This is a genomic window from Noviherbaspirillum sp. (assembly GCF_035944575.1).
Taxonomy (GTDB): Bacteria; Pseudomonadota; Gammaproteobacteria; order Burkholderiales; family Burkholderiaceae_D; genus Noviherbaspirillum.
In genome coordinates this window covers 1-24,565 of the sequence record NZ_DASZBA010000262.1, presented here as the reverse complement: position 1 = coordinate 24,565, position 24,565 = coordinate 1, and the positions used below count along the sequence as shown (strand labels likewise).

At 56.6% G+C, this 24,565-nt stretch carries 22 protein-coding genes and 2 pseudogenes; 12 read left to right on the top strand and 12 right to left on the bottom strand.

Annotated features, from left to right (window positions below; translation table 11 throughout):
- The 5 genes and pseudogenes from VGU61_RS21980 to VGU61_RS21960 form a co-directional block, all read left to right on the top strand.
- Positions 1-223, top strand: a pseudogene (locus VGU61_RS21980) (hypothetical protein); the annotation flags it as partial.
- A 254-nt stretch (positions 224-477) separates the two neighbouring features.
- On the top strand, positions 478-2,637 hold the full coding sequence (locus VGU61_RS21975; protein ID WP_326861452.1) for a TonB-dependent siderophore receptor: 2,160 nt from the start codon (positions 478-480) through the stop codon (positions 2,635-2,637).
- Positions 2,638-2,679: 42 nt separating this feature from the next.
- Entirely contained in the window at positions 2,680-3,414 is a 735-nt protein-coding gene (locus VGU61_RS21970; protein ID WP_326861451.1) for an ABC transporter ATP-binding protein, read from the top strand.
- The gene (locus VGU61_RS21965; protein ID WP_326861450.1) at positions 3,411-4,847 is read left to right on the top strand and encodes a DUF3526 domain-containing protein; all 1,437 of its coding nucleotides are present in this window, start codon (positions 3,411-3,413) and stop codon (positions 4,845-4,847) included. The genes VGU61_RS21970 and VGU61_RS21965 overlap by 4 nt, the downstream gene beginning before the upstream one ends.
- Positions 4,844-6,199, top strand: coding sequence for a DUF3526 domain-containing protein (locus tag VGU61_RS21960; RefSeq protein ID WP_326861449.1), 1,356 nt, complete (start codon positions 4,844-4,846; stop codon positions 6,197-6,199). Before VGU61_RS21965 ends, VGU61_RS21960 begins: the two co-directional genes overlap by 4 nt.
- 658 nt (positions 6,200-6,857) lie before the next feature.
- Here the strand turns inward: VGU61_RS21960 and VGU61_RS21955 are convergent.
- From VGU61_RS21955 to pstS, 4 genes are all read right to left on the bottom strand, one after another.
- Complete coding sequence (locus VGU61_RS21955) at positions 6,858-7,655, bottom strand: hypothetical protein (RefSeq protein ID WP_326861448.1); 798 nt, start codon at positions 7,653-7,655, stop codon at positions 6,858-6,860.
- Between the two features lie 70 nt (positions 7,656-7,725).
- A complete protein-coding gene (locus VGU61_RS21950) occupies positions 7,726-7,983 on the bottom strand; it encodes a hypothetical protein (RefSeq protein ID WP_326861447.1) in 258 nt (85 codons plus the stop codon).
- A 436-nt stretch (positions 7,984-8,419) separates the two neighbouring features.
- Positions 8,420-8,815 carry a hypothetical protein gene (locus VGU61_RS21945; protein WP_326861446.1) on the bottom strand — a complete coding sequence of 132 codons (396 nt, stop codon included), beginning with the start codon at positions 8,813-8,815 and terminating at the stop codon, positions 8,420-8,422.
- 1,024 nt (positions 8,816-9,839) lie between these two features.
- Positions 9,840-10,883: a phosphate ABC transporter substrate-binding protein PstS gene (gene pstS, locus VGU61_RS21940; protein ID WP_414691684.1), complete on the bottom strand. Its 1,044-nt coding sequence runs from the start codon at positions 10,881-10,883 to the stop codon at positions 9,840-9,842.
- A gap of 330 nt (positions 10,884-11,213) precedes the next feature.
- Between pstS and VGU61_RS21935 the strand changes: the two genes are divergently transcribed.
- Complete coding sequence (locus VGU61_RS21935; RefSeq protein WP_326861445.1) at positions 11,214-13,388, top strand: putative bifunctional diguanylate cyclase/phosphodiesterase; 2,175 nt, start codon at positions 11,214-11,216, stop codon at positions 13,386-13,388.
- A 106-nt stretch (positions 13,389-13,494) separates the two neighbouring features.
- Here the strand turns inward: VGU61_RS21935 and VGU61_RS21930 are convergent, their stop codons facing one another.
- Positions 13,495-13,947 (bottom strand): PA2169 family four-helix-bundle protein, encoded by a 453-nt coding sequence (locus tag VGU61_RS21930; RefSeq protein ID WP_326861444.1) that lies wholly within the window; start codon positions 13,945-13,947, stop codon positions 13,495-13,497.
- Positions 13,948-14,227: 280 nt separating this feature from the next.
- Here VGU61_RS21930 and VGU61_RS21925 point away from each other — a divergent pair, with 280 nt between their 5' ends.
- The 5 genes and pseudogenes from VGU61_RS21925 (at position 14,228) to nhaA (ending at position 17,975) form a co-directional block, all read left to right on the top strand.
- Positions 14,228-14,500 (top strand): hypothetical protein, encoded by a 273-nt coding sequence (locus VGU61_RS21925; protein ID WP_326861443.1) that lies wholly within the window; start codon positions 14,228-14,230, stop codon positions 14,498-14,500.
- A gap of 415 nt (positions 14,501-14,915) precedes the next feature.
- Positions 14,916-15,479 carry a hypothetical protein gene (locus tag VGU61_RS21920; protein WP_326861442.1) on the top strand — a complete coding sequence of 188 codons (564 nt, stop codon included), beginning with the start codon at positions 14,916-14,918 and terminating at the stop codon, positions 15,477-15,479.
- A 184-nt stretch (positions 15,480-15,663) separates the two neighbouring features.
- A complete protein-coding gene (locus VGU61_RS21915; RefSeq protein ID WP_326861441.1) occupies positions 15,664-16,299 on the top strand; it encodes an SAM-dependent methyltransferase in 636 nt (211 codons plus the stop codon).
- A gap of 10 nt (positions 16,300-16,309) precedes the next feature.
- Positions 16,310-16,537, top strand: a pseudogene (locus tag VGU61_RS21910) (SulP family inorganic anion transporter); the annotation flags it as partial.
- 196 nt (positions 16,538-16,733) lie between these two features.
- Positions 16,734-17,975 (top strand): Na+/H+ antiporter NhaA, encoded by a 1,242-nt coding sequence (gene nhaA / locus VGU61_RS21905; RefSeq protein WP_326861440.1) that lies wholly within the window; start codon positions 16,734-16,736, stop codon positions 17,973-17,975.
- 505 nt (positions 17,976-18,480) lie between these two features.
- Here the strand turns inward: nhaA and VGU61_RS21900 are convergent.
- Positions 18,481-19,710 (bottom strand): MFS transporter, encoded by a 1,230-nt coding sequence (locus VGU61_RS21900; protein WP_326861439.1) that lies wholly within the window; start codon positions 19,708-19,710, stop codon positions 18,481-18,483.
- 423 nt (positions 19,711-20,133) lie between these two features.
- Complete coding sequence (locus VGU61_RS21895) at positions 20,134-20,487, bottom strand: MerR family transcriptional regulator (protein ID WP_326861438.1); 354 nt, start codon at positions 20,485-20,487, stop codon at positions 20,134-20,136.
- Positions 20,488-20,581: 94 nt separating this feature from the next.
- On the opposite strand from VGU61_RS21895, the gene VGU61_RS21890 reads away from it, so the two are divergent.
- On the top strand, positions 20,582-21,031 hold the full coding sequence (locus VGU61_RS21890; protein WP_326861437.1) for a hypothetical protein: 450 nt from the start codon (positions 20,582-20,584) through the stop codon (positions 21,029-21,031).
- A 58-nt stretch (positions 21,032-21,089) separates the two neighbouring features.
- On the opposite strand, the gene VGU61_RS21885 is transcribed toward VGU61_RS21890, so the two are convergent.
- From VGU61_RS21885 to VGU61_RS21865, 5 genes are all read right to left on the bottom strand, one after another.
- Entirely contained in the window at positions 21,090-21,680 is a 591-nt protein-coding gene (locus VGU61_RS21885; protein ID WP_326861436.1) for a hypothetical protein, read from the bottom strand.
- Between the two features lie 44 nt (positions 21,681-21,724).
- Positions 21,725-22,150, bottom strand: a complete 426-nt coding sequence (locus VGU61_RS21880) for a hypothetical protein (protein ID WP_326861435.1) — start codon at positions 22,148-22,150, stop codon at positions 21,725-21,727.
- Positions 22,151-22,379: 229 nt separating this feature from the next.
- Positions 22,380-22,736: a DUF3703 domain-containing protein gene (locus VGU61_RS21875; RefSeq protein ID WP_326861434.1), complete on the bottom strand. Its 357-nt coding sequence runs from the start codon at positions 22,734-22,736 to the stop codon at positions 22,380-22,382.
- A 64-nt stretch (positions 22,737-22,800) separates the two neighbouring features.
- Positions 22,801-24,048, bottom strand: a complete 1,248-nt coding sequence (locus VGU61_RS21870; RefSeq protein WP_326861433.1) for a cytochrome-c peroxidase — start codon at positions 24,046-24,048, stop codon at positions 22,801-22,803.
- A gap of 12 nt (positions 24,049-24,060) precedes the next feature.
- Positions 24,061-24,507, bottom strand: a complete 447-nt coding sequence (locus tag VGU61_RS21865) for a FixH family protein (protein ID WP_326861432.1) — start codon at positions 24,505-24,507, stop codon at positions 24,061-24,063.
- Between the last annotated feature and the right edge of the window lie 58 nt (positions 24,508-24,565).

Here is a 24,565-nt window from a genome sequence, read left to right as displayed (position 1 = left end):
TTCCCTTGCCGGCTCGATCATTTCGGAACAAGCCGGTTCGGACGAAGACGCTCACGACTGTCCCCTGTTTGACGCTGCAACACTTGGAGCAAGCGTCCAATCACCGCCGTTCGCGCTTGTGCCCATGCCGGGCACACACGTTCTTGCGCTCTGGGCCGCTTTCATATCCTGGCAAGCTCCCTTCAGTTGCCATTTCTCTTCCCGCGCACCACCGCGCATCTGATCACCTCCATCCATTGATCCTGGGCTGACCGCCAAGTTACTGGCGGCGCCTTGTCATTCGTCCGTGTCTGACGAGGTCGCGGGTCATACCCGCGTGACACCCTCTTTGCGCGCTCCGTAAACGGCGTTCGCCAACGGCAGGGCTGCCGTGTCATGCACGCGTGTTCTGACGCCCGGATCAATGGACGTAGTAATCCCTGTCGGCTTCGCGGCAGGTCACACCTCATTAATCCTTGATAAGAAACGGAGTTTCATATGGCTATTGCCGCGACACGACTGACACCGATCGCAATTGCGATTGCGCTGTTGAGTGCAAATGCGACAGCACAGAACGCACAAGCAATCGGACAAAATAGCCCACAGGCGGCGGAAGTAAATTTGCCAGCGGTCGAAGTGGTGGGCAGACGTACGGGAGGCAGCTACCATGCCGAAGAGGCAAGCGGAACGAAAACCGAGTTGCCGCTAAGGGAAGTTCCGCAGTCGGTCCGCATCATGTCCAGGCAGACGATCGACGACCTTGGCGCGGTTCGGGTCGACGATGTCCTTGATTTTGTCGGCGGCATTTCGCGTCAGAATAACTTTGGCGGGCTGTGGGACAACATCGCCATTCGCGGGCTTTCCGGCGATATCAACAACGGCATGCCGCTGCTGCTCAACGGCTTTTCCGCAAACCGCGGTTTCAATGCCCCGCGGGATACGGCAAATATCGAACGCATCGAATTTCTGAAGGGACCGTCCGCGGCCTTGTATGGGACGAGCGAACCGGGAGGCACGGTCAACATCGTTACCAAGCGGCCACTATGGAAGCCGGCCCATTCGCTTGAAACTTATGCCGGCAGCCACGATTTTTACCGCGTAGCGGCCGACTCCACCGGCCCGATATCGGAAACCCTCGCGTATCGACTCAATGCCGCAGTGGAAGACCGTAACAGCTTCAGGGACCACGTCGAGTCCAAGCGGTATTTCATCGCGCCGGCGCTCGCCTGGAAGGCCTCACGGAACACAAGAATCGACTATTCCGGCGAGTTTCTGCGCCACGAAGCGCCGCTGGATCGCGGAATTGCCGCTGTCGACAATCAGCTCGGCGCTATTCCGCGTGAACGTTTTCTCGGGGAACCCGCTGACGGTAACGTGAAGGTGAACAACCAAACCCATCAGCTCGTCGCGGAACATCTGTTCAATGAGATCTGGTCAGCCAAGCTGGGCCTTTCATACAAGAAGAATTCCCTCGAAGGCTTTTCCACCGAACCTCAGCCGACCCTGCAAACGGGCCAGAGCACACTGCGCCGGCAACGCCGGTATCGTGATTACGCCTCCGACGACACGACCTTGCAGGCCGAGGCGGTCGGACGTTTCAAATCAGGCGGCATCTCTCATGAGGTTCTGATCGGCTCCGAAATGTATTGGCTCGACGCCAATCAATTGATGCTGCGTACGGACCCGACTGCAACGCCCTATGCGATCGATGTGCTGAATCCGGTCTATGGTCAGCCGCAGCCTGTTCCGGGACCCAATACCAACACAAGCGAAGACCAGAAAGGTATCGCGTTGTATCTGCAAGATACCTTAAGCCTGGGAGAAAGGTGGCGTCTGCTTGGCGGGGTCCGGTTCGACCGGGTGGAGCAGTCACTATTCAATCGAATCACGGGTAGACGTACGGAGCAAAACCCGACTGCCACCTCGCCGAGAATCGGCGTCAGCTACTTACCAGACACCCAATGGACGCTCTTTGCAAACCTGGGCAAGTCCTTCCGTCCCAATAACGGCGCCAGCGCGGCAGGCGCATCGTTTTCGCCCGAACAGGGCCGTGCATTTGAAATCGGCGCAAAGTGGGAAAACACGGAAAAAACGCTCGGGGCAACTGTCGCGCTGTACAACATCAAAAAGAAAAATGTCTTGACCTCAGATCCGGCGAACACGGGCTTTTCGATCACCGCAGGCGAGTTGCGCAGCCGCGGCATGGACGCCGACCTGACCGGGCAGATCACGCAAAACTGGCGCATCAATGCGAGTCTTTCCTATATCGACGCCACGGTCCTGCGCGATAACACCCTGGAGGTCGGCGGCCGGCTGCTGAATATTCCCAGAATCAACGGCAGCCTGCTATTGATGCATGAATGGACCAATGAGACCAGCCAGCAGTTCGGCCTGGGCGGTGGATTCACCTATAGCGGCAAACGCCTGGGTGAGGCCCGCACGAGACTGCAGGCTGCACTCGGAACGCCCTCATTCGACCTGCCGGCCTACACCGTCGCAAAAATCGCCGCTTACTGGCGTTACAGCCCGACGCTCCGATTTTCCCTGGATATCGACAATGTCTTTGACAAGACCTACTACAACAATTCCTTCCAACGCACATGGGTCACGCCCGGCGCTCCCCGCACCATCACGCTGGGCATGCAGGCCAAGTTCTAAACCCGTCCCGACAGTGACAAGGTAAATACAGAAAAGGTTGATATGAACGATGTCAATACAATGGCCATCGAGGCCAATCAGCTGGAGGTCCGTTACAAGGGCACGGCGGTTTTGCGCGGCCTGACCCTCCAGGTACGCCGTGGGGAAGTTTACGCCCTTCTTGGCGGAAACGGCGCCGGCAAGTCGACGACCCTGAGCGCCTTTCTCGGCTTCGTCGAATGCAGCAAGGGGACGGTGCAGGTATGCGGACTCGATCCTGCACGCAATCCGGTTGCCGTGCGGGCCCAGGTGGCCTACGTTCCGGAAAACGTTGCGCTCTACGAGCATCTGACCGCGCGCGAGAACATGCAGTATTTTCTTCGATTGGCCGGCGCCGGTGCGGATGCACAAAGGATTGAAACAGCGCTGACCTCCGTGCGATTGGATTCCACGGCATGGGACCGGAAACTGGGTGGATTTTCAAAAGGCATGCGGCAGAAGGTGGCCATTGCTCTCGCACTGGCGCGCTCGGTGCCGGTCCTGCTGCTGGACGAGCCGACGACCGGTCTCGACCCGCAGGCAACCAGCGACTTCAACCAGCTTCTCAAAACACTCAAGGAGAAACATGTCGCCATATTCATGGTCACCCATGATTTGCTGGGCGCGGCGGAAGTGGCCGACCGCATCGGCTTCCTTGACCGCGGTATCATCATTGAAGAATTCACCGCCGCCGGCACCGAGCGCTTCGATATACGGATGCTGTACGAGCACTACGCCGCGGGAAGGACTGCAGCATGAAGTCCGCATTCTTGTCCACGGTATCGTGGATCGCTTATGAAGAACTGCGCCACATATGGCGCAAGCGCGTGGCCGTTACGGGAGTCTTGCTGCTGGTTGTGCTGACGCTTGCGGCGACCGTGGTCAGCATGCAGCACAAGCAGGCGATCGAGGCGGAACGAGTCAAGTTCCAGTCGGTTGCGGACGAGCACTGGAATGCGCAGCCCGACAGGCACCCTCACCGGGTTGTCCATTACGGGCACTTCGTGTTTCGTCCCCTGGAGCCGCTCTCCTTCTTCGACTTTGGCGTCGATCCTTTCACCGGCCGGGCCATTTACCTGGAGGGGCACCGGCAAAACTCGGCCAACTTCAGCGATGCGCGCCAGTGCTCCCTGCTGTTGCGCTTTGGCCAGCTGACCCCGGCTTTCGTCTTGCAGACGCTGGTTCCCCTGCTGATTGTTTTCCTCGCCTTCGGAAGCGTCGCGCGTGAACGGGAAAATGGCCAGATCCGGTTGGTGCTATGCCAGGGAGTCGCGGGCGTGCCGCTCCTGGCCGGAAAGATCGTCGGTCATTCGATGGCGGCATTGCTGCTGTCCGCTCCCGCGCTGATCGTCCTGGCCGTGATCGGCATGGTCACCGACGGCGCGGGAGTTACGTCGCTGATGATCATCCTGGGCTACTCGCTTTACCTCTTCATCTGGGTCATCGGCTCGGTGTTGATTTCGGCCGTCGTTCCCCGGGCCCGGGATGCGCTGCTCCTTCTGGTCGGAATCTGGATGGCCACGGTCATTCTGCTGCCCAGGGTGCTTCCCGGCATCGCCGCGGAAAAAGCCGTATTGCCGACACGAATCGAAACCGACGTCGCCATCCAGACTGCACTCGGCCAAATCGGTGACAGCCACAATCCGAACGATCCTTACTTCTCGGATTTCCGCAAGCAGGTGCTCGCCAGATACGGCGTGTCACGTGTCGAAGACCTTCCCGTCAACTACGGCGGCTTGCTGCTGGCGGAAGGAGAGCGCCTGACCAGCGAACTGTTCGATGAGTACATGCAGGCGGATTTCCAAACGCAGGACCGGCAGAGCGCATTCATCAACCGGTTCGGCATTGTCAGTCCGGTTATTGCCCTGCAGCGCATGTCGATGGCATTGGCCGGTACGAGCCGCGAACATCATGAGCACTTCCTGGTCGAGGCGGAGAAGTACCGTTTTGCATTGATCCAGGCACTCAATGACCTGCATGCCACCGAAGTGCGGTATGAAAACGACCGCGCGCAGCGTGTCGGCAAACATCACTGGCAGGATCTTCCCAGGTTCAACTACATCCCGCCGGACCGGCAGCAAACGATCAGCGAGCATGCGATACCCGGCTTGGCCATTCTGCTGCTATGGCTCGGCGTATTGACTACCGCCGTCCTCTGGATCGGAAAACGTATTGAAAGGCTGCTGAAATGAGCACCACGAACCTCGAACTGAAGTTGCTTCTTCAGTCGCGCCTGGCAACCGGCGCGCTGGCTTTATTGCTGCTGGTCACCCTGCTCGCAATCTGGAGCGGGCAACGTTCGGTAAGCATGCAAAACGCGGCGCTGGAACGTTTTACCGCCGCCCACCGGGAGGATGTCGCGCGGGTTGCGGCGAAATACAAGGACGGCGGCGAGGCCGGCTATGCCGCGTACTACACCAATCACCTCACCTGGGATGCCCCTGCTCCGCTGGCATTTGCGGCCGCAGGCCAGCGCGATCTGCAACCATTCGCATTGCGCATCAGGCTGCTGGGCCTGCACTCGCAGCTCTATGAATCCGAGACGATCAACCCGGAGCTGGCATTGCCGGGACGTTTCGATTTTGCATTTGTCCTGATTTATCTCGTTCCGCTAATCGTCATCGCACTCCTGCACGACCTGGTCACCAGCGAACGGGAATCCGGGCGGCTAAGGTTGGTGAGTTCACTGCCGGTATCGCAAACCGGATTCTGGCTGAAACGCACGTTACTCCGGTATCTGCTCGTCTATGCAGTCGTTGCAATTCCATTCGGCGTTGCTGCATTGCTCTCGAACGCCAAAGCGCCGGAGATCCTCGGTGCGCTCGTGATTGCATCCGTATATATCGGCTTCTGGTTCTGCCTGAGCCTGCTGATTGCCGGCATTGCGCGATCGTCGGCGGCAAGTGCGGCGGCATTACTGGGATGTTTCGTCGTCCTTACCCTCGTCCTGCCGACCGCATTGAATGCGCTGATTACGCGCACCGTGCCGGTTGCCAAGGGCGTCGAGCTCATGTTGGCACAGCGCCAGGAAGTGCACCAGGGTTGGGATTTGCCCAAGCCTGTTACGTTTGAAAAGTTCTTCAGGACGCATCCGGAGTGGCGTGACACGCCGCCGGTCAATGTCCGGTTTCACTGGAAATGGTATTACGCGATGCATCAAGCCGGAGACGATGCGGTAGCGCCCCTGGTATCGGCGTACCGCCGCAGCCTGGCAAAGCGTGACGACGCGACGCGACTGGCCGGCTGGTTCCTGCCGTCGGTCGGCATACAGGTGCTGCTGCACCGCCTGGCCAATACAGACTTGCAGGGCCAGCTGACCTACCAGGACCGGATTGCGCAATTTCACAAGGAACTCCGGCAGTACTACTATCCGTTCGTGTTTCATGAACGCAAGTTCGGGCCTGCCGAGTTTGAGAAGCTTCCGAAGTTTCAGGCCCCGGCACCGGCGGGTGAATTGAGGTTGGAGATACTTGGCATGACAACGCTGCTGACAATTATCGTGTTTGCAGCCGCGGTTCGATCGTTGAGGCGAATTGCGACCTAGATGCAGCGAGCCGGCCAGTCCGGGAACGGATCGCCTGAGCGCACGCCCGGAATTACTTATGTCGGAAGGCCTGCCGCTGCAGGAAGCGGCAGGCATGTCCCGACCTCAATGCACATTACACGTCTCAAATTGGCCGACGTTGGCATGTCTTGACTTCCACAACCTGAGCAGGTTATCCGTGACACCGTTCGCACTCAACCACGGCGATGTCCCGGATGGCTGCCGCAACAATCCGGAAGAAACTCGTTAGCCGCACGCCCTGATTCTCCGTGAAGCCCTCACGGACCGGCTTCACGGTTTCGCACGGATGGGGATCCGGCAGTGTGCACGGAATCGAAAGGGAGCCTGCCGAAAGCCGGAGGCGATCAAAGAATGCGCGGGGGGTCATCCGACATCATGTCCTCCCGCGCGGCAGGGGAAAACCTGGTGGTTTTGCTTACTTGATAAGCGACATGGTGTCGGTGTTTTGTTGTGTCTCGGCGCTTCAGCGCAATATGGCAACTGCCTCAAGCGCTTCGCGCTGGTGGCCTTGTTCCTCGGTGATTCCCGGCGTCATGTATGGCCTCCATGCCGCTTCCTGTCTGCAGCTATTGGCGGATACCTGCCCTTCACCAATGACCATGGTTACCCATGTGCCGCCAGCGGCTCAATCCTCTTATCATGGGTTCGCTTGCACATCCCTGCGTTGAATCCATTGAAAACCTTCGTGCTTGCTGATGGCCGCGATTTCGATCGGCCCGCCGACGGTTTTGGCACGAGACACGGAATATTTGACGAAGCCTATCGTGGTTTCGACCAGGTAGCGGGCCAGATCGATGGCATCTTGCATCGGCATGGCTTCGACGAACATCAGTTCATACAGATTCGGGACAAGTTCTTCCCGCAATTCCGCGGCTTGTTGTTCGGAAAGTCCATGCTTGACCGCAAACTCATTAAAACGGGTTCCTAGCCCGAAGACCAGTCGGTCCAGCGCTTCATATTCGCCATCCCAGCGCAGTCCAAATTGTTGCTCGCTTTGTATGCAGAATGGTGGCGGACACGTTTCCCCCATTAGATTGACCTCCCATATTTCTGCTAACGGGCGTCCGGCGGAGTAGCCGCAAAGGCGCAACTTGGTCCAGGTCGTCGCGCCATGGGCCATGGATTTTTCTTCAAACAGAAATTGGCGCAGTCGCTCTGCGATACCCTGCACAGTGTAGTTGTCCATCGCGAGCGTCCAGTCCGCGTGGGTAATTTCCTTCCCGCTCAGCCTCCGGCGCAGGTCTTTGAGCAACGTGGCGATCGATTCACTGCCAATACCCCCTGCTCCGGTTACCATCACCCCAACGGGCAATCCTTCGCGGAGGTTCATGATTTTTCGGGAGGTGTAATAGGTCATGCCACTGGCGAACGAACTGGCACTATCAGCCGCCATCACAACGCCGTCGTTGATCTTGACGGATACTATAACGGTCACTGCAGTTCCCTTTTGGAAAGAGCAATTTTCTGGAAAAACCGGTTACCCGGCTTGATGAAATGACTCATCGCTATTTGCCCTCCTGGTTCTCGGATGATCGCCTCATGATTGTGTCGACATCCGATTTACCCTTGAATTGAGTGTGCCCATCCTTGTATAGCGCGCTGCCTATGCGCACCAATGCCTCGAAGTTTTCCTTGGATAACCTGCCCCGCGAATCAGCCAGCAACTGAGCCAGTTCCAGAATCACTTCATTACGCCCAGGCAATTCAGTCTCCACGTCGCTGGCGAGTTGTCGAAACGTGGCAAGTACTTCTTCCTGCGTCATGGTGTCTCCTTGTGGTTCGTCGAGTGTACAACAGTGGCGAAATGCCGCATCACCAAGCCATGAACGGTCGATGGAAAACTGAACGCACCGTGATCGAACTTATTGCCAGGCATGGCTGATCACCATCAGTCGTGTACTTGGCGCTACCTTGCGCCTTATGTTGGGTCGGGTGTGAGCAGTGCACTTAATTTTTGCCTGTTCGAAGGCACTGTTTCCTGTAGTTTTGCGCACTGCCTGATCGTCTATGTGGGCTAACAGCTGGTATTGCGTTGGAAGGCAAGGACTCAAATTCAACAATCTTTTTGCAGAGCAGGCCGAAGCCGGGGACAAATCATCTCTGAGCTGCTGCTAGAGCGGGCTTGATGCAGTTGGAGGGAAAATCGCCTGAACATCCATGAAGCTTCTTTACATCGGTCATTTGCACATGGTCCGGCGTTCATTCTGTCGATGCTGCCGCTGCGCGTTTTACCATGATACGTAGTGCCCCATCCAGATCTCGGAAGCTGCGCTCTATCTGTTCAACGGAAAATGGCTTACCGACAAATACATCGATTGTGGAGCCGGCAAGTTCGGAAGGTTGATCAGAAAAATTTCCGACGCCAACCACGAATAGCATTGGCTGCTTTGCTTTGGCAGCTAAAGCAAATGAAACGCTGATTACGTCACTATCATCAATAGAAACAATAAGCGCATCGAATGCAACTGTGTCGAGCAACTTAAGGCCTGCTGCATAATCATCAAGTGCAATCGCTACATGTTGACACGCCCTCAACATGTCGGCGATGGTGTCGGCCAGAGCGGGATATGGGTCTACCACAAGAACTGTCAGCATAAATTTTCCTATCACGTTGAAGGGCTGGAAAATAGTGGCCGAACCAGTTTTCAGATGTCCAATACTACTCGCTATATTGGAGCAAGCAACATACTTATTAAAATTATGCAAATCGCCAAATAACTGCAATGAAGAATGGCTTTCGCGATAATGAACCGGTATTTACACGTCCATGCGACTGAACTGGCGAGGACTGCTTAAAAGGTTTGTATAAATCAGAATATGGGCGCAGGATGTACGGCAACACGAGTGCGTGGGTATTCTCCATGTTGAAGTGCGTCTGCACGCCATCCGGCCATGTATCCAGTATCAATTGCTCCATCAGCCATTGCTGGACATTTGGAACCTATTCGATCAAAGCAGAGAACAGATATATCGCACGCGAGGCGTTCGAGGTCCTTATTGGAATCGATAACCATATGTACCGATACGGCACTCTTTTACTGAAGTCGGGAGAGCGGGTCAACTGGTGCAATTTGTCACCCTATTCCAGGTGTATTGTGTGATCAGCCCGGCCAGATGACGCGCAAATGCGATCTGCTTTGGCAGCACCTTTATCCGGTCCTTCAATCGGATCCAGAAAGACAACTACAGAACGCACCACACATACACGGGGAATGGTCGCGATCAATTTTGTTGTCTATAACAGCACACCTTCATCGAAAAAATTTGATTGCACTTTAAGCCCCCCCTAAGTCTGACGGTCTACGCTGTATTGTGAGCACCGGTGGCGAGCCGAGGCTCATTCCTCTGAGGCACTTCTCCCGCTATCTGCAAATGTCGCGGGATTTTTTTGTGTCATTTCTTTGGCGACTTGGACGGTTGTCAACCTTCCCTATCGTCTGCCTCTGACCCATAACGCCCATCATGCCGGTGGATTGTCAGGGTATTCAGTTATACCTCCCATCATCTCGCAGCACTTTCTTGTCGCCGATGCTTGCTATCGCTTTCGTCGGTGATCCGACCGTGCCGACTGATGCGCCAATGTCGGTAGAGACAGGCAGCAATCGCCCGTAGCGTCACTCTACCAAACCGCTTTGCCGGAACTGTCCTTGAGCTCCGTTTTCCACACCTGCTGCACCTGGTCAACCAGCGCCGGCGGCAGCGCAACATAGCTCAGCCTGGCAGCCGTTGCATTGCCGTTCTTGTACGCCCAGTCGAAAAATTTCAGCACTTCCAATCCTCTTGCCGGATCAGCCTGCACCTTGTGCATCAAGATGAAGGATGTCCCGGTTATCGGCCAGCTATCCCTGCCGGGTTGATCCGTCAGGACGACGCCAAAACCCGGGGTCTGCGTCCAGTTCGCATTGGAGGCTGCGGCTTTCACCGATTCATCACCCGGATGCACGAACTGGCCATCCCGATTCCGCAACTGCATGTGACTCATCTTGAGTTGCTTGACGTAGTTATATTCGAGATAGCCGATGGAATTGGAAATGCGCTGAACGTAAGCCGCAACGCCTTCATTGCCCTTGCCGCCGATACCCACAGGCCATTTGACCGCGGTGCTGGCGCCTACCTGCGACTTGAATGCCGGGCTTACCTTCGCCAGGTAATCGGTGAATAGAAACGTGGTGCCGGAACCGTCCGAGCGGCGCACGACCACGATGTCTTGCGCAGGAAGCTTCAGGGTCGGGTTAAGGGCGGCAATCTCCGGCGCATTCCACCTGGTAATTTTTCCGAGATATATATCCGCCAGTACCGGACCCGACATCATCAGTTCACCCGGACCGATGCCCTTGATATTCACCACCGGCGTGACCGCTCCCATGATGGCGGGAAATTGCACCAATCCATGCTTCTCCAATTCCTCCGCTTTCAGCGGCTTGTCGGAGGCGCCGAAATCCACGGTATTGGACTTGATTTGCTTGATGCCCGCACCGGAACCTATCGATTGATAGTTCAGGCCGGTGCCGGTGAGGATTCGATAGTCCTGTGCCCAACGGGCATAGATGGGATACGGAAATGTGGCACCTGCTCCCGTTATTTCAGCAGCAAAGAGCGGCAGACAAGGCATCGCCGTTACCGCCATTGTCGCAAAGGCCAGGATGAAAGGTTTCAGCCGCATCGTTCTAGATCCCCGTTCAAAAAGGGGTCAATTTTAACCTTAGCGTCGCAGGGTAACAGGATGCCGCGCCTATCTTGTCATGCAAAGCTCTTCGTACTCATGTAGTTGAAATGCGGCAGAAAATCATGCCATGAGGATTCTTCCCCGGTAGCGTGGTTGCGGTCGTTGATTCAATGGCTTGTTTTTGAACATTTCACTTTCCGGGATAACACTTCCGTATCGTTTTGAAGAACTAGGCACCGGGCATTTGCTCTATAACGAATGAATCCGCTGATCCCCGCTGCATGAGGCGTCTTTCGGCTCGTTTTTCAATAACAGGGCGGCGAAAAAATGGGTGATAAACCGGAATCCTTACCTGACGAGTTTCGCTATGCCATTGGCAATTGCGCTACGGTAATCGAACGCATTACGGCTCTCGAAGCCGAACGAGCACAGTTGCGCAACATGTTCGAGCAGGCACCCGGTTTCGTCGCCATCCTGAGAGGTCCATCGCTCGTCTACGAGATCGTCAATCAAGCTTATTACCAAGTTGTCGGACACCGTCCCCTGATCGGCAGGCCCGTCCGGGAAGCATTACCGGAGCTGGAGGAACAAGGCTATATTGCCTTGCTCAATCAAATCTTCGTTACAGGCGAACCATTCGTCGGGCGCGAATTGCCTGTCCGCTTCCAGCAGACGCCAAATGGTCCGATGACGGATATATGGATCGATCTGCTTTACCAACCACTATTTGGATCGGACGGGAAAGTATCAGGCATCTTTGTCCAGGGTCACGACGTGACCGAGCAGAAGCGCGCCAAGGAGGCGTTGAAGGAAAGCATCGAACGCTACCAGTTCGCGCTGGAAGGTGCGCGGGATGGGATCTGGGATTGGGATACCCGCAACCATGCCGTCACCTATTGCCCGCGCTGGAAGCGCATTCTTGGTTTCACGGACCAGGAATTCCCGGATGATTACAAGGCGTGGCTTGAGCGAATTCACCCTGAAGACACGAACACCGTCGTAGATCGCGTGATGCAGGCGTTAAAAGAGGGCTCGGCCCTGGATATCGAATATCGCCTGCGTTGCAAGGATGAGGCTTATAAATGGGTTCTTTCGCGCGGAACGGTGGTGTCGCGCGATGCGAGCGGGCGTCCCGTTCGCTTCACGGGCACAATGTCCGACATCTCGGAGAAGAAAGCCTCGGAAGAGCTGGTCTGGCGCCACGCCAGCTTTGATTCCCTGACGGGATTGCCCAACCGGCGCCTGTTCCGGGATCGCCTCGAACAGGAACTCCGCAGAGCCCACCGGTCCGGTATCGAGGTGGCTTTGCTCTTCATCGATCTCGACCACTTCAAGGAAGTCAATGACCTGCTCGGACATGATGCGGGCGACCAATTGTTATCCCAGGTAGCGGGAAGACTAAGAAGTTGCGTACGTGACACCGATACCGTTGCGCGCCTGGGCGGAGACGAATTCACGGTCATCCTGACCGATCTGCACGATCACCCGCATATCGAGCATTTGGCGCAGAAAATCATTCAGGCTCTGGGCAAGCCCTTCCAGCTCAAGAACGAGATTGCCCATATTTCCGCCAGCGTCGGCATCACGCTCTACCCTACAGACGCGACTTCCTCGGAGGAACTGATACGAAACGCCGATCAGGCGATGTATGCAGCCAAGGAAGGCGGGCGCAATCACTTTCGATTCTTTACGAAAGCAATGCAAAAGGAAGTACAGCATCGGGCGCGACTCATCCGTGACCTGAGAAAAGCACTGGCAAGCAATCAGCTGGAAGTTCACTTTCAACCAATCGTCAATCTCCGATCGCAGGAGATCTGCAAAGCAGAGGCGCTGTTGAGGTGGAAGCACCCCAGGCTGGGACTGGTCGGTCCTGCGCAATTCATTCCGCTTGCGGAAGAATCCGGGTTGATTCACGAAATCGGGGATTGGGTTTTGAAGGAATCGGCCCGATGGGCCGATCGCTGGAGCATCGCACGGCGGGCACCCTTCGAGATCAGCGTGAACCGTTCGCCCGTTCAGTTTTTGCCCGGCACCCCTGCGGATTGGGTTGCCCTTCTCGAGGCCATGAAGCTGTCCACACGGTGTATTGCAGTGGAAATCACGGAAGGGGTCCTGTTAAACGCCTCGGAGAATGTCGCAAAAACGCTTGATCGTTATCGCGACGCTGGCATACAGGTGGCATTGGACGATTTCGGAACCGGCTATTCCTCTCTTGCCTATCTCAAGCGCTTCCACATCGACTACATCAAGATCGACCAAAGCTTCGTGCAGGACATCGAGTTCAATGAAGGCAGCCGCGCCATCGCCGAGTCCACCATCGCCATGGCGCATCGGCTTGGACTGAAAGTGATTGCCGAAGGCATTGAAAAGCCGGAGCAGGAAGCGATACTGCGTGTTGCGGGATGCGATTTCGGTCAAGGATTCTTCTTTTCCAAGGCGTTGCCGGCGCCGGAATTCGAGCGCCTGTTCCAGTCCGGTTCATTGCCGGCCGGTCGGGCATGATCTGCACATCACTGATTTGTGCGGGATTTTTTATCGTAAATCGCCGGAATGGGACATCTGCACAGGAAAGGCAGGAGGCGATTCACGCCTCCTTCGAACGGTCAGATCAATGACGTGCGCGCGCCTGGTTGCGCATACCCTTTACCTGATCGTGATTCAGCTGAACACCACGATACTGGTCTTCCACAATCAGACGAACGTCTTCTGGCAGTTCCTTCTTGAGCGCGGCTTCATAGTAATGCTTGGCCACATCTTCGCCCCGTTCGCATTCATCCAGAACGTCCTCATCGCTTTTTCCGGTAATCGCAGCACGAACATCCACCCAGCGCCGATGCAAAGTGCCGCTCAGATGCGACGACGTTGCAGGGTCGCCGCCATAGGCAATGACCAGGTCCTGCAACTCTTCGGCAGCACGGGTGCAACGCTCGGCCCGATCGTTGAAGTACGTCTTCAATTCCGGGTTTTTGATGTCCTCGGCGCAGGTGCGAAATCCTTCCACACCGTCCTTGCAGGTTTGGATCAATTCGTTCAGGGTCGAAATTACGTCATTCTTTTCCATACATTCACCTCTTGTGGTTAAGCAACGTTTTGGCATGTGGAGGAAATACCATGCTTAATGATTGACGGCAGAAAGCGTGCCAAGTTCTTGGAGGCTTTTCTTCTATCCAGGCGGATTTATGTATGGAAATTTATCCGGCGACCCAACTGCCCTGCATGCGGTTTCCTACAAAATTTGTCAGGAGCATCCAAGCCATAAAACTATTCTTTTCAGTGTTCTGTCTTATGTACACAGCGTCCATGGCGCAATTTGCAGGCATGTTATGGAATAACAGAACCCTATGGATGATTACACCCAAGCACGCAAAGCAATCGATGCAGTCAAGGAAAATATCAGGAGGGACAGGGTATGGTTAATCCAGCGCTGGACTGGATGGCGACCAAACGAACATTACCCGGGAGGCCACGAAGCCATTTACGAAACCGTGCCAACTTATCGGTTGATGACCTATGACGAAATGCTCAGGGCGCAACGCGAGATATCGAAAAAATATCCGGGGCAATTGTTTGAAGGCTACCGGGTGATTCCCAAAGGCAGGGTAAAACCTGATTGAACAAGCCAACACGCTTCACCTCTCTTCCTTGTATTTCCTGGCCTATGCCAGGCACTGAGCCGAGCGAATCAACTTTCCTGGCTAGATAGTTCTTCCTTCGCCAATGTCAGCTTCCGACCGATAGTGTTGAAAAACTCCCGAGCAATATCGGTTTGCTACAAGTGGTCATTGAATAAGTCGTCGCACCCAGTCAATATGCCGCTTTTTGGGCGCACTAATTCGTTCCGAGAATTGGATTAACAGCTGAGCAACTCACCTGCATATTACTTAGCGGCTTTTTCAACAGAATCGGCCGATTGCCGCCCTTCTCTAACGGCAGGTATCGCCGCAAACCAATTTTAGGTTTCCGTCAGGAACGGACGCTGCAACGACGAAGACCACTCCTTGGGTATTGCAACGCCAGCGGTTATCATGTGTGCAGCTATTTAAACCCAAGGCAGATGTGAAACCATGGAGCAAACTACAGCGCGAGCTCAGCAAACTTTTTGCTGAGGGGCTGCGTCTGCAGATCCAGTGCCGCATGTACCGCATGGCATCGGCCAGTGGCAGTACCGACCTGCCCCGCTACTGGTGCACGCTGGGCAAAGACGTAATCTGGGATTACCCACGTGATTTCGGCGAAAACGCCACGCATTATCCTTACGAAACTGACGTATCGTCGATATCGAATTTATTGCGTGAGTACATCGACACGCCAACTGACCAGTTGCTTCGCTTCGCTTTCGCCGACCGTTGGCAGATCGTGGATATTTTGCTCGCTGCGGACAGGCGTATCGGGAAACGCCGCCTTCCTGAACTCAAGGCAAGACTTAGCCACCCTGGTGCCATAGCGATTGCGGCAACGCGCTGGGGCCGGGAATGGGACGATGCAGTGCCCGCACTTGAGCCGGCAAGTCCGCCGGATCCGGAGGTTGCACCAGGGTTGGCCGAAGCGCCGATTCCGACCGACAGCAGCCTTCTTCGCGGACTGACCTCGTAGCGTATCGCACGGTGCTGACCAGCCTACGCCGACGGCCTGTTTCGGCTACGGCGCGGGCGCTGTACCGATAATTGCGATTTTCCAAGTTGGCGGCGCTGAACAGATCACTTCAGGAGCAGTATGCAGCGATAGGGAACGCTGGCAGCTTGCGGTATCATCCCGTTCCTCAAAATGAAAGCAGCGCATGCTCATCATCACCATCAAGCAGGGCAAGGAAAAAGGACTGCTTTCCGGCGACCCGTGGATTTATGTCTCCGCCGTCGAAAGGGTTGACGGCAAGCCGCAAGAGCGCAACAAACCGGGCGCCACGGCAATCGTGCAATCGTCGGCTCGCCAGTTCCTGGCCCGCGCGGCCTATAACGCGAAATCGCAGATCGCCGCCCGCGTCTGGACGTTACGCGAGGACGAGCCGGTTGATCACGCGATGATAAAGCGACGCGTACAGGCTGCCGTGCTTGTTCGCGCCGATGCGCTGCGCCGTGCTGATCCGCAAGCGCTGTTCCAATTGATCGATGGTGAAAAGGACGGCCTGCCTGGTCTTCTGGTGCACAGCTATGGCGGCATCGCAGGCTATCTCGTTTGCCAGTTCAATGCCGGTGGCGTCGACCTTTGGAAGGTGCCTGTGGTGCAGGCGCTCCTTCATGCCACGGGCTGCCGGAACGTGTACGAACGCTGCGACCCACTGTTGCGCAGTGGTGAAGGACTGTCCGTCAGGCCGCGCGCACTGGCAGGCGACGAACCGCCTCAGCGGCTGATGGTGCGCGAGGGCAGCCGCCTGGTACCAATGGATATTCGCACCGGCTTTACCTACCCGCGCTGAGTGGGAAGCCGATACCGGGAGCGACAAGAACCGCGAGTGTGTAGGCCAAGGGATCTCGAACATTGCCACTGGCTTTATTGGCGGCATGGCGGGCTGCGCAATGATCGGGCAGTCCGTCATCAACGTGAAGTCTGGTGGGCGTGGCCGACTTTCAACCCTGACTGCAGGTATCGTGCTGTTGATTCTGGTCGTATTTTTGGGCGAATGGGTCAGGCAGATCCCAATGGCGGCGTTGTTGCTGCGGAAAGCGACCGCAGAACGGCACGGAAAGGGCTTACTACCAGAAAGAATTACGTACCGTATGCGCAAGTAAGCCGTTGAGCTCTGAAAAGCGCTTGGTTTTAATAAATGCATTGATCTCAAGGACAGCACTTATTGACAAAAACACCATCAAACTGCAATCGGCAATTATATTTACGATTTGAAAGATTGTTATGGCGAGGACAGAAAGAAAGTTATCAAACACCTTCAAGCGGTTCTTCGACTCTAAAAAGGCCGGCGGCATTCTTCTCATTGTCTGCACAGCAATCTCTCTGTCGCTGGCAAATTCGCCTATGGGCGAGGCTTACCAGCACATGTGGCATGTGTATATCGCAGGCCTAAGCATCGAGCACTGGATTAACGACGCATTGATGGCGATTTTCTTTCTGCTCATTGGCTTGGAACTGGAGCGCGAGCTGTATAACGGCGAGTTGTCAAACTTCAAGAACGCACTTTTGCCTATCTTTGCTGCAGCCGGCGGTATTGCAGTGCCAGCGCTGATCCACTTCGGCTTCAACTCAGGTACGCCCACCCAGTCGGGAATTGGCATACCAATGGCCACCGACATTGCGTTCGCGCTCGGCGTTCTCGCGCTATTAGGTAGCCGCGTGCCGGCGTCACTCAAAGTTTTTCTGACCGCACTAGCCGTCATGGATGATCTGGGCGCCATTATCGTGATCGCCCTCTTTTACACGGCCGAGTTGTCGGCCCAATACCTGCTGGGAGCGTTCGCGGTGTTCGCTCTACTCCTTGCCATGAACAGATTGCTGGGGGTGAGAACACTATCTCCGTATCTATTCGGCGGTGCAGTGATGTGGTTTCTGATGCTCAAATCTGGCGTACACGCGACGATTGCAGGTGTGCTGCTAGCGTTCGCCATTCCATTCTCAGCACGGCAGGACGATGAAGAATCGCCCTCACATCGCCTGGAGCACTTCCTTCACAAGCCAGTCGCCTTTGTAATCCTCCCAATCTTCGCTTTGGCAAATACCGCCATCGTCATCGGCGGAGATTGGGCGCAGGAGCTCCTGTCAGAAAACAGCCTGGGCATCATCGCCGGTCTTGTAGCAGGCAAGCCGCTCGGCATTACCCTCATGTGCGTGGTTGCAGTTGCGTTGGGCATTTGCAAGCTCCCATTGGATTTGCAATGGCGGCATATTTTTGGCGCCGGCTTGTTGGGCGGTATCGGCTTTACGATGTCTATCTTCATTACCAATCTCGCTTTTACCGGCGAGAATGCAGTGATCAACGCATCGAAAATGGCGATTTTGCTGGCCTCGCTTGCAGCAGGAATGACAGGCTTTCTATGGCTCAAAATTTTCGGGGAGCCGGTCGCAACCGACATGGATATGGATACCATGGATTTTGATGATGGGGCTACGGCCGCCGCGCCAATTCACCACATCAAGCACTGAGCCAGGAGTTCCGAACATTTCTCGATGGCTGCTCGTGGCTGATGGAGGACAAAAAGCGCTTGCGCATGTCAACGACGGAACTGAGCCTTTGAGGATAAGCAATCGCCTATCCGCAGCTTATGCCACCTCATTGCAACCAATTACACGCGACCTGTGATCGAATGGTTTTCGGCAGCTCAGCGGAGGTTGTTCGGCGTCAGGCTGATGGGACTTGGCTGTATGCGATTGACCATGCGGTCGGCGCCGTTCTGCCAAGCGTGGTGACGGCAGGATGATTCAATCCGCCCGATGCCAGGGAACGCGCGAAGTGAGTGAGGGGTTCAGCTCCATGAAGCCGAACAACGCCGATTGACTGGGCGATCAAGCATCTGGCAGATCGGCGCGGCAAGGCACCTGTTGATTCGCTTACCAAGATCCATCCCTCCGGTCGGGCGGACTTTCTCCAGAGCCAAGGCAGCTGAATGAACAGCGAAGATCGGATACACCTGATTCATCCCAACCGCATTTAGCGGCGAGTACTCGGGAGGAAGGCTGTAGCCAGGCCAAGAAGAGGCAGGAAAGACGCAATACCGTAGACCCATACAATTCCATACGCATCGGCCAGTTGCCCCAGACCCGCGGCACCAATGCCGCCGATGCCAAACATCAGTCCAAACATCAATCCGGACACCAGGCCGACGCGGCCGGGGACCGCCTCCTGGGCATAAACGACGAGTGCAGCGAATGCGGAGGACATCACCAGGCCAATCGTGCTGGCCAGAACAGCGGTCCAGAACAGGTTGGCGTAGGGCAGCGCCAGGGCAAACGGTGCAACACCCAGGAATGAAATCCAGATGACCGCCTTGCGGCCGATGCGGTCGCCCACCGGCCCGCCTGCAAAAGTACCGATGGCCACCGACGCCAGAAAAATGAACAGGAAGATCTGGCTTTCCTGAACGCCCAGGCTGAACCGTTGCATCAGGTAGAAGGTGAAGTAGTTCGTGAATAGCGCGATGTACACGAACTTCGCAAACATCAGGATACAGATGACCACGATGGCTTGAATGACGCCGGCGCGGCTGAGCCCTTCCTTCTGGTTGCGCCCCAGTCCCTTCAGCTGGGCATGTCCGTGGGATAGTGTCCATCCGGTAAGGCGAAGCAGAACGGCGATGGCGGCCATTGCCGCAATCACGAACCAGGCGACCGCCGGCTGTCCGTGCGGAATGACGATGGCCGCGGTGAGCAACGGACCAATCGCCGAACCGGCATTGCCACCCACCTGGAAGGTAGACTGAGCCGTACCGAACCGACCGCCGGAGGCCATGCGGGCCACCCGCGATGCTTCCGGATGGAAGGTCGCGGATCCGACACCCACTACCGCAGCGGCAAGCAGCAGCATGGGGTAGCTGCCGGCAGTCGCCAAGAGCACGATGCCCAGCAAAGTCACCATCATCCCGGAGGGAAGCAGGTAAGGCTTGGGGTGTTTGTCGGTGTATAGACCAACCCATGGCTGCAACAAGGAAGCGGTGACCTGATACGTCAGCGCGATCATGCCAATCTCACCGAAGCTGAGCGAAAACTGCGTCTTCAGCATTGGAAAGATGGAAGGCAGCATCGCCTGAATCAGGTCGTTCAACAAGTGAGCGAATGCAGCCAGCCCGACGATGCCAGCGAAAAAGGTTCCCTTGGATTCTTCTGTGGCTGGAGGTGCGGAGGGGATAGCTGCGCTGTCGAGGACTGCTGTCTTGGTTGTCATAGGTGGATCACGGGATGCACAAGGATATTGACTGGAAGAAGGTGCGTTTCATTCGCCAGCGGGTATCTAGTGTAGGGAAGTTGATAGAGTCTGTCTTGCGACAATCTGCCGAAATTTGTAGAGTATCTGCCATGGTATTTCAGTGCCGCCAAGCCTCTGAATAGTCGCGCGCTTCCGTGACTGCCGGTGGCGATGGAAAAACATGTGGCCGGCCGGTGCATCGGCAGGATGGCATCAGCATCCTGCCGGGCAACCCCTCCATGCAATCAAGGGGGTAGCGGTTGTTCATCCGGCACAGCAGCCTCCACGGGACCGCCGGACTTAGCACCATGAATGGCTGCAACCCTTCAACGCGACGCAACCATGTCGGGCGGCGTCGACTTGCGGATCGCTCGCGTCGATGCGAATGCCACGCGAAGGGATTCAGGACTGCGCCAGCGGGCATATCTGCGCAACCCGCAGCAGCAATTCCTTCCTCAATCGCTTCAGTTCCGCAATCCTTGCGTCGATCGTCTTTACTTTCTGCGACAGCAGATCGGCCACTGCAACATCGGCGTTTTCCGCATTCCACACCGAAGGCAGGTTCTCCCCGATTTCCGCCAGGCTGAAGCCCAGTTTCTGGGCGGTGCGTATGTACCCGATCAGCTGCACGCTTTCCGGCGCATAGCGCCGGTAGCCATTACTCTCCCGAACGGACCGGATCAGGCCGCGTTTCTCATAGAACCGCAAGGTATCGCAACTGACGCCGGCTGCTTGTGCGAGATCGCCGATTTTCATGTTCATGCTCCCCGAAAGATATGCTTGACCCTGGAGTTTACTCCAGGCTTTAAGCTCGTCTTATCTGTCGTCAATACATCAAAAAGGAAGAAAAATGATCAGACCGGCGAGTTATCTGAAAATCGTGCGTGCCAGCGCATGGTATGACCTGGTGGTGACCATCGGCTTTGCGACGCCATGGACTTTTACGGCGATACATGGCGGACTGAATGCGCTGATACGGTTGCTTGGCCTGCCGGGCGGCCTGCCGCCGTTTGCACCCGAGCATATGCTGATGGCAAATCTTCTCGGGTCCATCGTCACCGTCTGGGCGATTCTGCGTTTGCGAAAGACGCAGCAGCGCTACGGGCGTTATGACGCCGCGGGCCGATTCCTCTTCGCTACGTGGCAAGGCTACGCACTTGCACTGGGAGCGCATCCTATCCTGATTGGATTTTTCGTCGCCGAACTCGGCTTCGGCATTGCCCAAATCGTGCCTGTGACGCATGGATCATTCAGTCGGCCGGACATGAGGCTGGAACCGGCGAAGTCGCGGGATGGCTAAAGCCTGTGTTCAACCTGCTTTGGAAAGTCCGCGAAGCGGCGCGCGCTCCGGCGCGCGGTTACCGGTTTCCGCCATAAGTTGCCTTGTACTCGGGCGGTATCTGCACCGGATAAAACGCCCCGGCAAGTGTAAGCACGATGAGCAACGACACCACGGAACCGACAACGATGGACATGCCCACGGCAAAGAGGCGCGCCGCCTTTTCCTTCAAGTGCCAATGCAATGCGCAGCCGAGATGGACGAACAGGCATGTCACGCCCAGAAAATAGTAGGGTGCAAAGAAAAGCTGGAATGGCGGTACATGGAAGCCTGCCGCTGCGAAGTGAAAATTGGTGTCCAGATTCAGAACGGCACGACCAAACAGCACGGCACCAGCATGGTTGAGCAGGAAGAATGCGAGATAGGCGCCCGAGCCGGCCTGAAGCCAGGCGACAGCCCCCTGGCGTTTTCTCCAGCCACGCACGACGAAATAAAGCCCGCTGCAGACTTGAAAGGACACGGCTGCAAATAGCACTGCCTCCACGACGGGGATGCGATACACCGAACGAAGAGCGCGCATGAATGCAATATGCGCGTCAACGCCAGCCACGCCCACGAGATGGTTAGTGATGTGAATGCACGCATAGGCTGCGAGAAGCAGTGCGGACAAGCCATGAAGCTTTCGTAACGTCGTATTGTCCATAAGGTCTAAGGTTACGGGCCCTGCTTGCCGACGCCTTTGTCGGCGTCCAACTCGGAGCGCTTGAGCAGAAGCGCACCGAGACACAGTGCCGCGACGATGTCGAATCCGAGACAGAACCCCGGCCACCAAACAGGAACACCATCATTCCGGACGAATTGATGATGCGCGAAGTCGAAGATGCCGTGGCCGGCCAAAGCGGCAACAACGATCCAGAGACTGGACCTGAATCCGGTAACCGCCGCCCCCACAAAAGCAACGGCGATCAACGATTCATCTAACAACGCCTCACTGTCTCCTCCCGTCACCGCGAACAGAACATAGTAAGTTGAAATAACAATAAGCATGATCGGGTAGAACCCGCGCTCCCGGTCGAAACCGACAAGTGCGGCTACCCCACATGCAGCGACGGCAAGCGAGATTCCAATAAGATAATCCATTCTGCGAGTCTTCTATTTATCTGTAAGACGTGATCCGGCTAATGAAACGGCTTTTCGACAGCGGGCTGGCAGATCCACCTGTCGCATCGTCTGCTGCATACGCCTGTCCGCCGGACGGGCCTGCTGGAATCGACGCCGCACCGTCAGAACCAAAGCATTGAAACATAAAACGGGAAAGCATCGCCGAGCGTGCCGTCAAAGGCAGGGAACGCTAATAAGTGTTAGCACTTCATCGTCCGCTCCGGTGCTGTTCAATCAATGCGGCCAGCTCGGGATCGATCGGCAGCCGCGCAAACATGCTGACGTTGGTGCCGCCGGTATTGCCAATCGGGACCATTCCCACCGCGGACCCCAATGCACCGAGAACGATACGCACAGCCTGGCCAGACACCTCGGCAAGAGCATGCCGTTTCAGCGCGACGCGCAACATGCCCCAGTGCGAGCGCACATGCGGCATGATCCTGCGCTGCCCCAGCACATGGGCGCGCTCCAGATGCCGCATTGCCTGGTCCAGGCGCCCGGCGCGGATGAGACGCCCGGCTGATGCCATCTCCATCTCGAATGCCACTTGCAATGTCCAATTCAAATCGATCCTCCTTGAATACGTATTACAACGCAATGCTGTGGGCCGGCCGCAGTGCCCGCACCGACTATCGACGAGACGGCTCGACATCGCCGGTCAATGTGCCAAGGAACGCCACCAGATCACGAACGTCCAGCTCCGACAGGACGAACGGATTGAGTTCGCTATGCCCGGCTGCTGCCTCCGGTGCCTTCGCGTAATGACGGACGACTGCATCGAGCGACGGCATCTGCCCGGCATGCATGTATGGCGCACGCAAGGCGACGTTGCGCAGGCTCGGCGTTTTGAATGCCGCCTCCATGGCACGGTCATCCGAGGCAAGGAACCGCAATTCCTCGCACTGCTCCGGTCGAGCGCTGCTGAAGCCTCCAAGGCAATTGAATTCGTCATTCATCACCATCGCGAATGCCGCACGGCGGCCCGGGTCGGGCCGGCCGGCTGCGTAAGGAGCAATCCCGGTATTGTGGAAGTGCTGGTCGGTCAGGAGCGGGCCGCTGTGGCAGGTGATGCACTGCCCTTTCCCGATGAAGATCCGCAGCCCGTTTTTCTCGGACGGACCGAGAAGCCGTGATGCCCTCTCATCGCGCCTGATCACGGCGTCGACGTAGCGGTCCATCTTCGACTCGCGAAACTGCAGCGTCTTCTGGTAGGCGGCAAGCGCCTTGCCCATGTTGGCGAACACTCTCGAAACTTCACGCCGGGCATCTTCGCTCATCGTGCGCCATGCTGTCCGTTGTTCCGGCGTACCGAGCGGACTGGCTTCCTTCGGCAACAAGGCGAGGTCCGGCAGAGGACCGAACACGGCTTCGTAGTCTGCGCGATAGTATGCCTTGAGCACATGCGCATACGCCAGTCGGTTTCCGCCATGCTCGGCCGGATCCTCCAATGGCCCCAGCGCCTGCGACCAGAGACTGTCCTTGCGGCCATCCCAGAACAGGAAGGGGCTGTATCCGGCCCCGACCACCGGCATGGTGCGCCGCGTGCCGGTGCCCATGCCAAGTCCGAGCGGGCGCCCATCCTGGAACTGCCGGTCCGGCTGATGGCAGCTGGCGCAGGACACGGTACCGTTGCCGCTGAAGCGGCGGTCGAAGAAAATGCGTTGGCCAAGATCGACGGCGGCCGGGGACGATTCATAGCCATTCGACGGATCCACCGGCGCAGGTGCAAGTTCGGACAGGCGCATCGAAGACAAAAGCGTCATCTCTTCCGCGCTCCAGCCGTCGAAGCCCTTCATGCCGAAGGAATCGGCAAGGGCAGCGCCAGTCAGCAGAACCCCGCTGATCAGGACAATCATCCAGCTCTTTGCCGATTTCATGAGGTCACCGGATCAGCGCTGCGCGGCATCTGCCGCCGCCATCGACGCCGCGGCACCGGTCGCGATGATTTTGTTGAACTTCACTTCATCGGCGCCGGAGGGTGCATCGACCATCAGCTTGATTTCCCACCATCCCGGCATGCTGAATTTCATGCCCTCGAGCAGATAGCGACCGTTGCCAAGATCCTTGGTGACGCGCGGCTGGGTCGGAAAGCCATGCCCATGCTGGGGCATGCCGCCACCGACGATGATCCTGGCACCCGGCACCGATTCACCCGATGCGGTGCGCAGCCGGATTTCCCAGGCATGGATCCTGTTGATCACGATCGGCTCGGCAAGCGGATGGATGGCGATACGGTATCTGTCGTTTGCCGTCGGGCGATCCAGCGAGAGGTTCAGCCCCGACGGCGGCGATACGCAGGCGGACAAGGCAGCGAGCGCCGTGAATGCTAATGACAAGAGAAATGCTCGTAGCATGGTCTGTATTTCCTGTATTGGCTCGGTTCGGTCAGCAGAA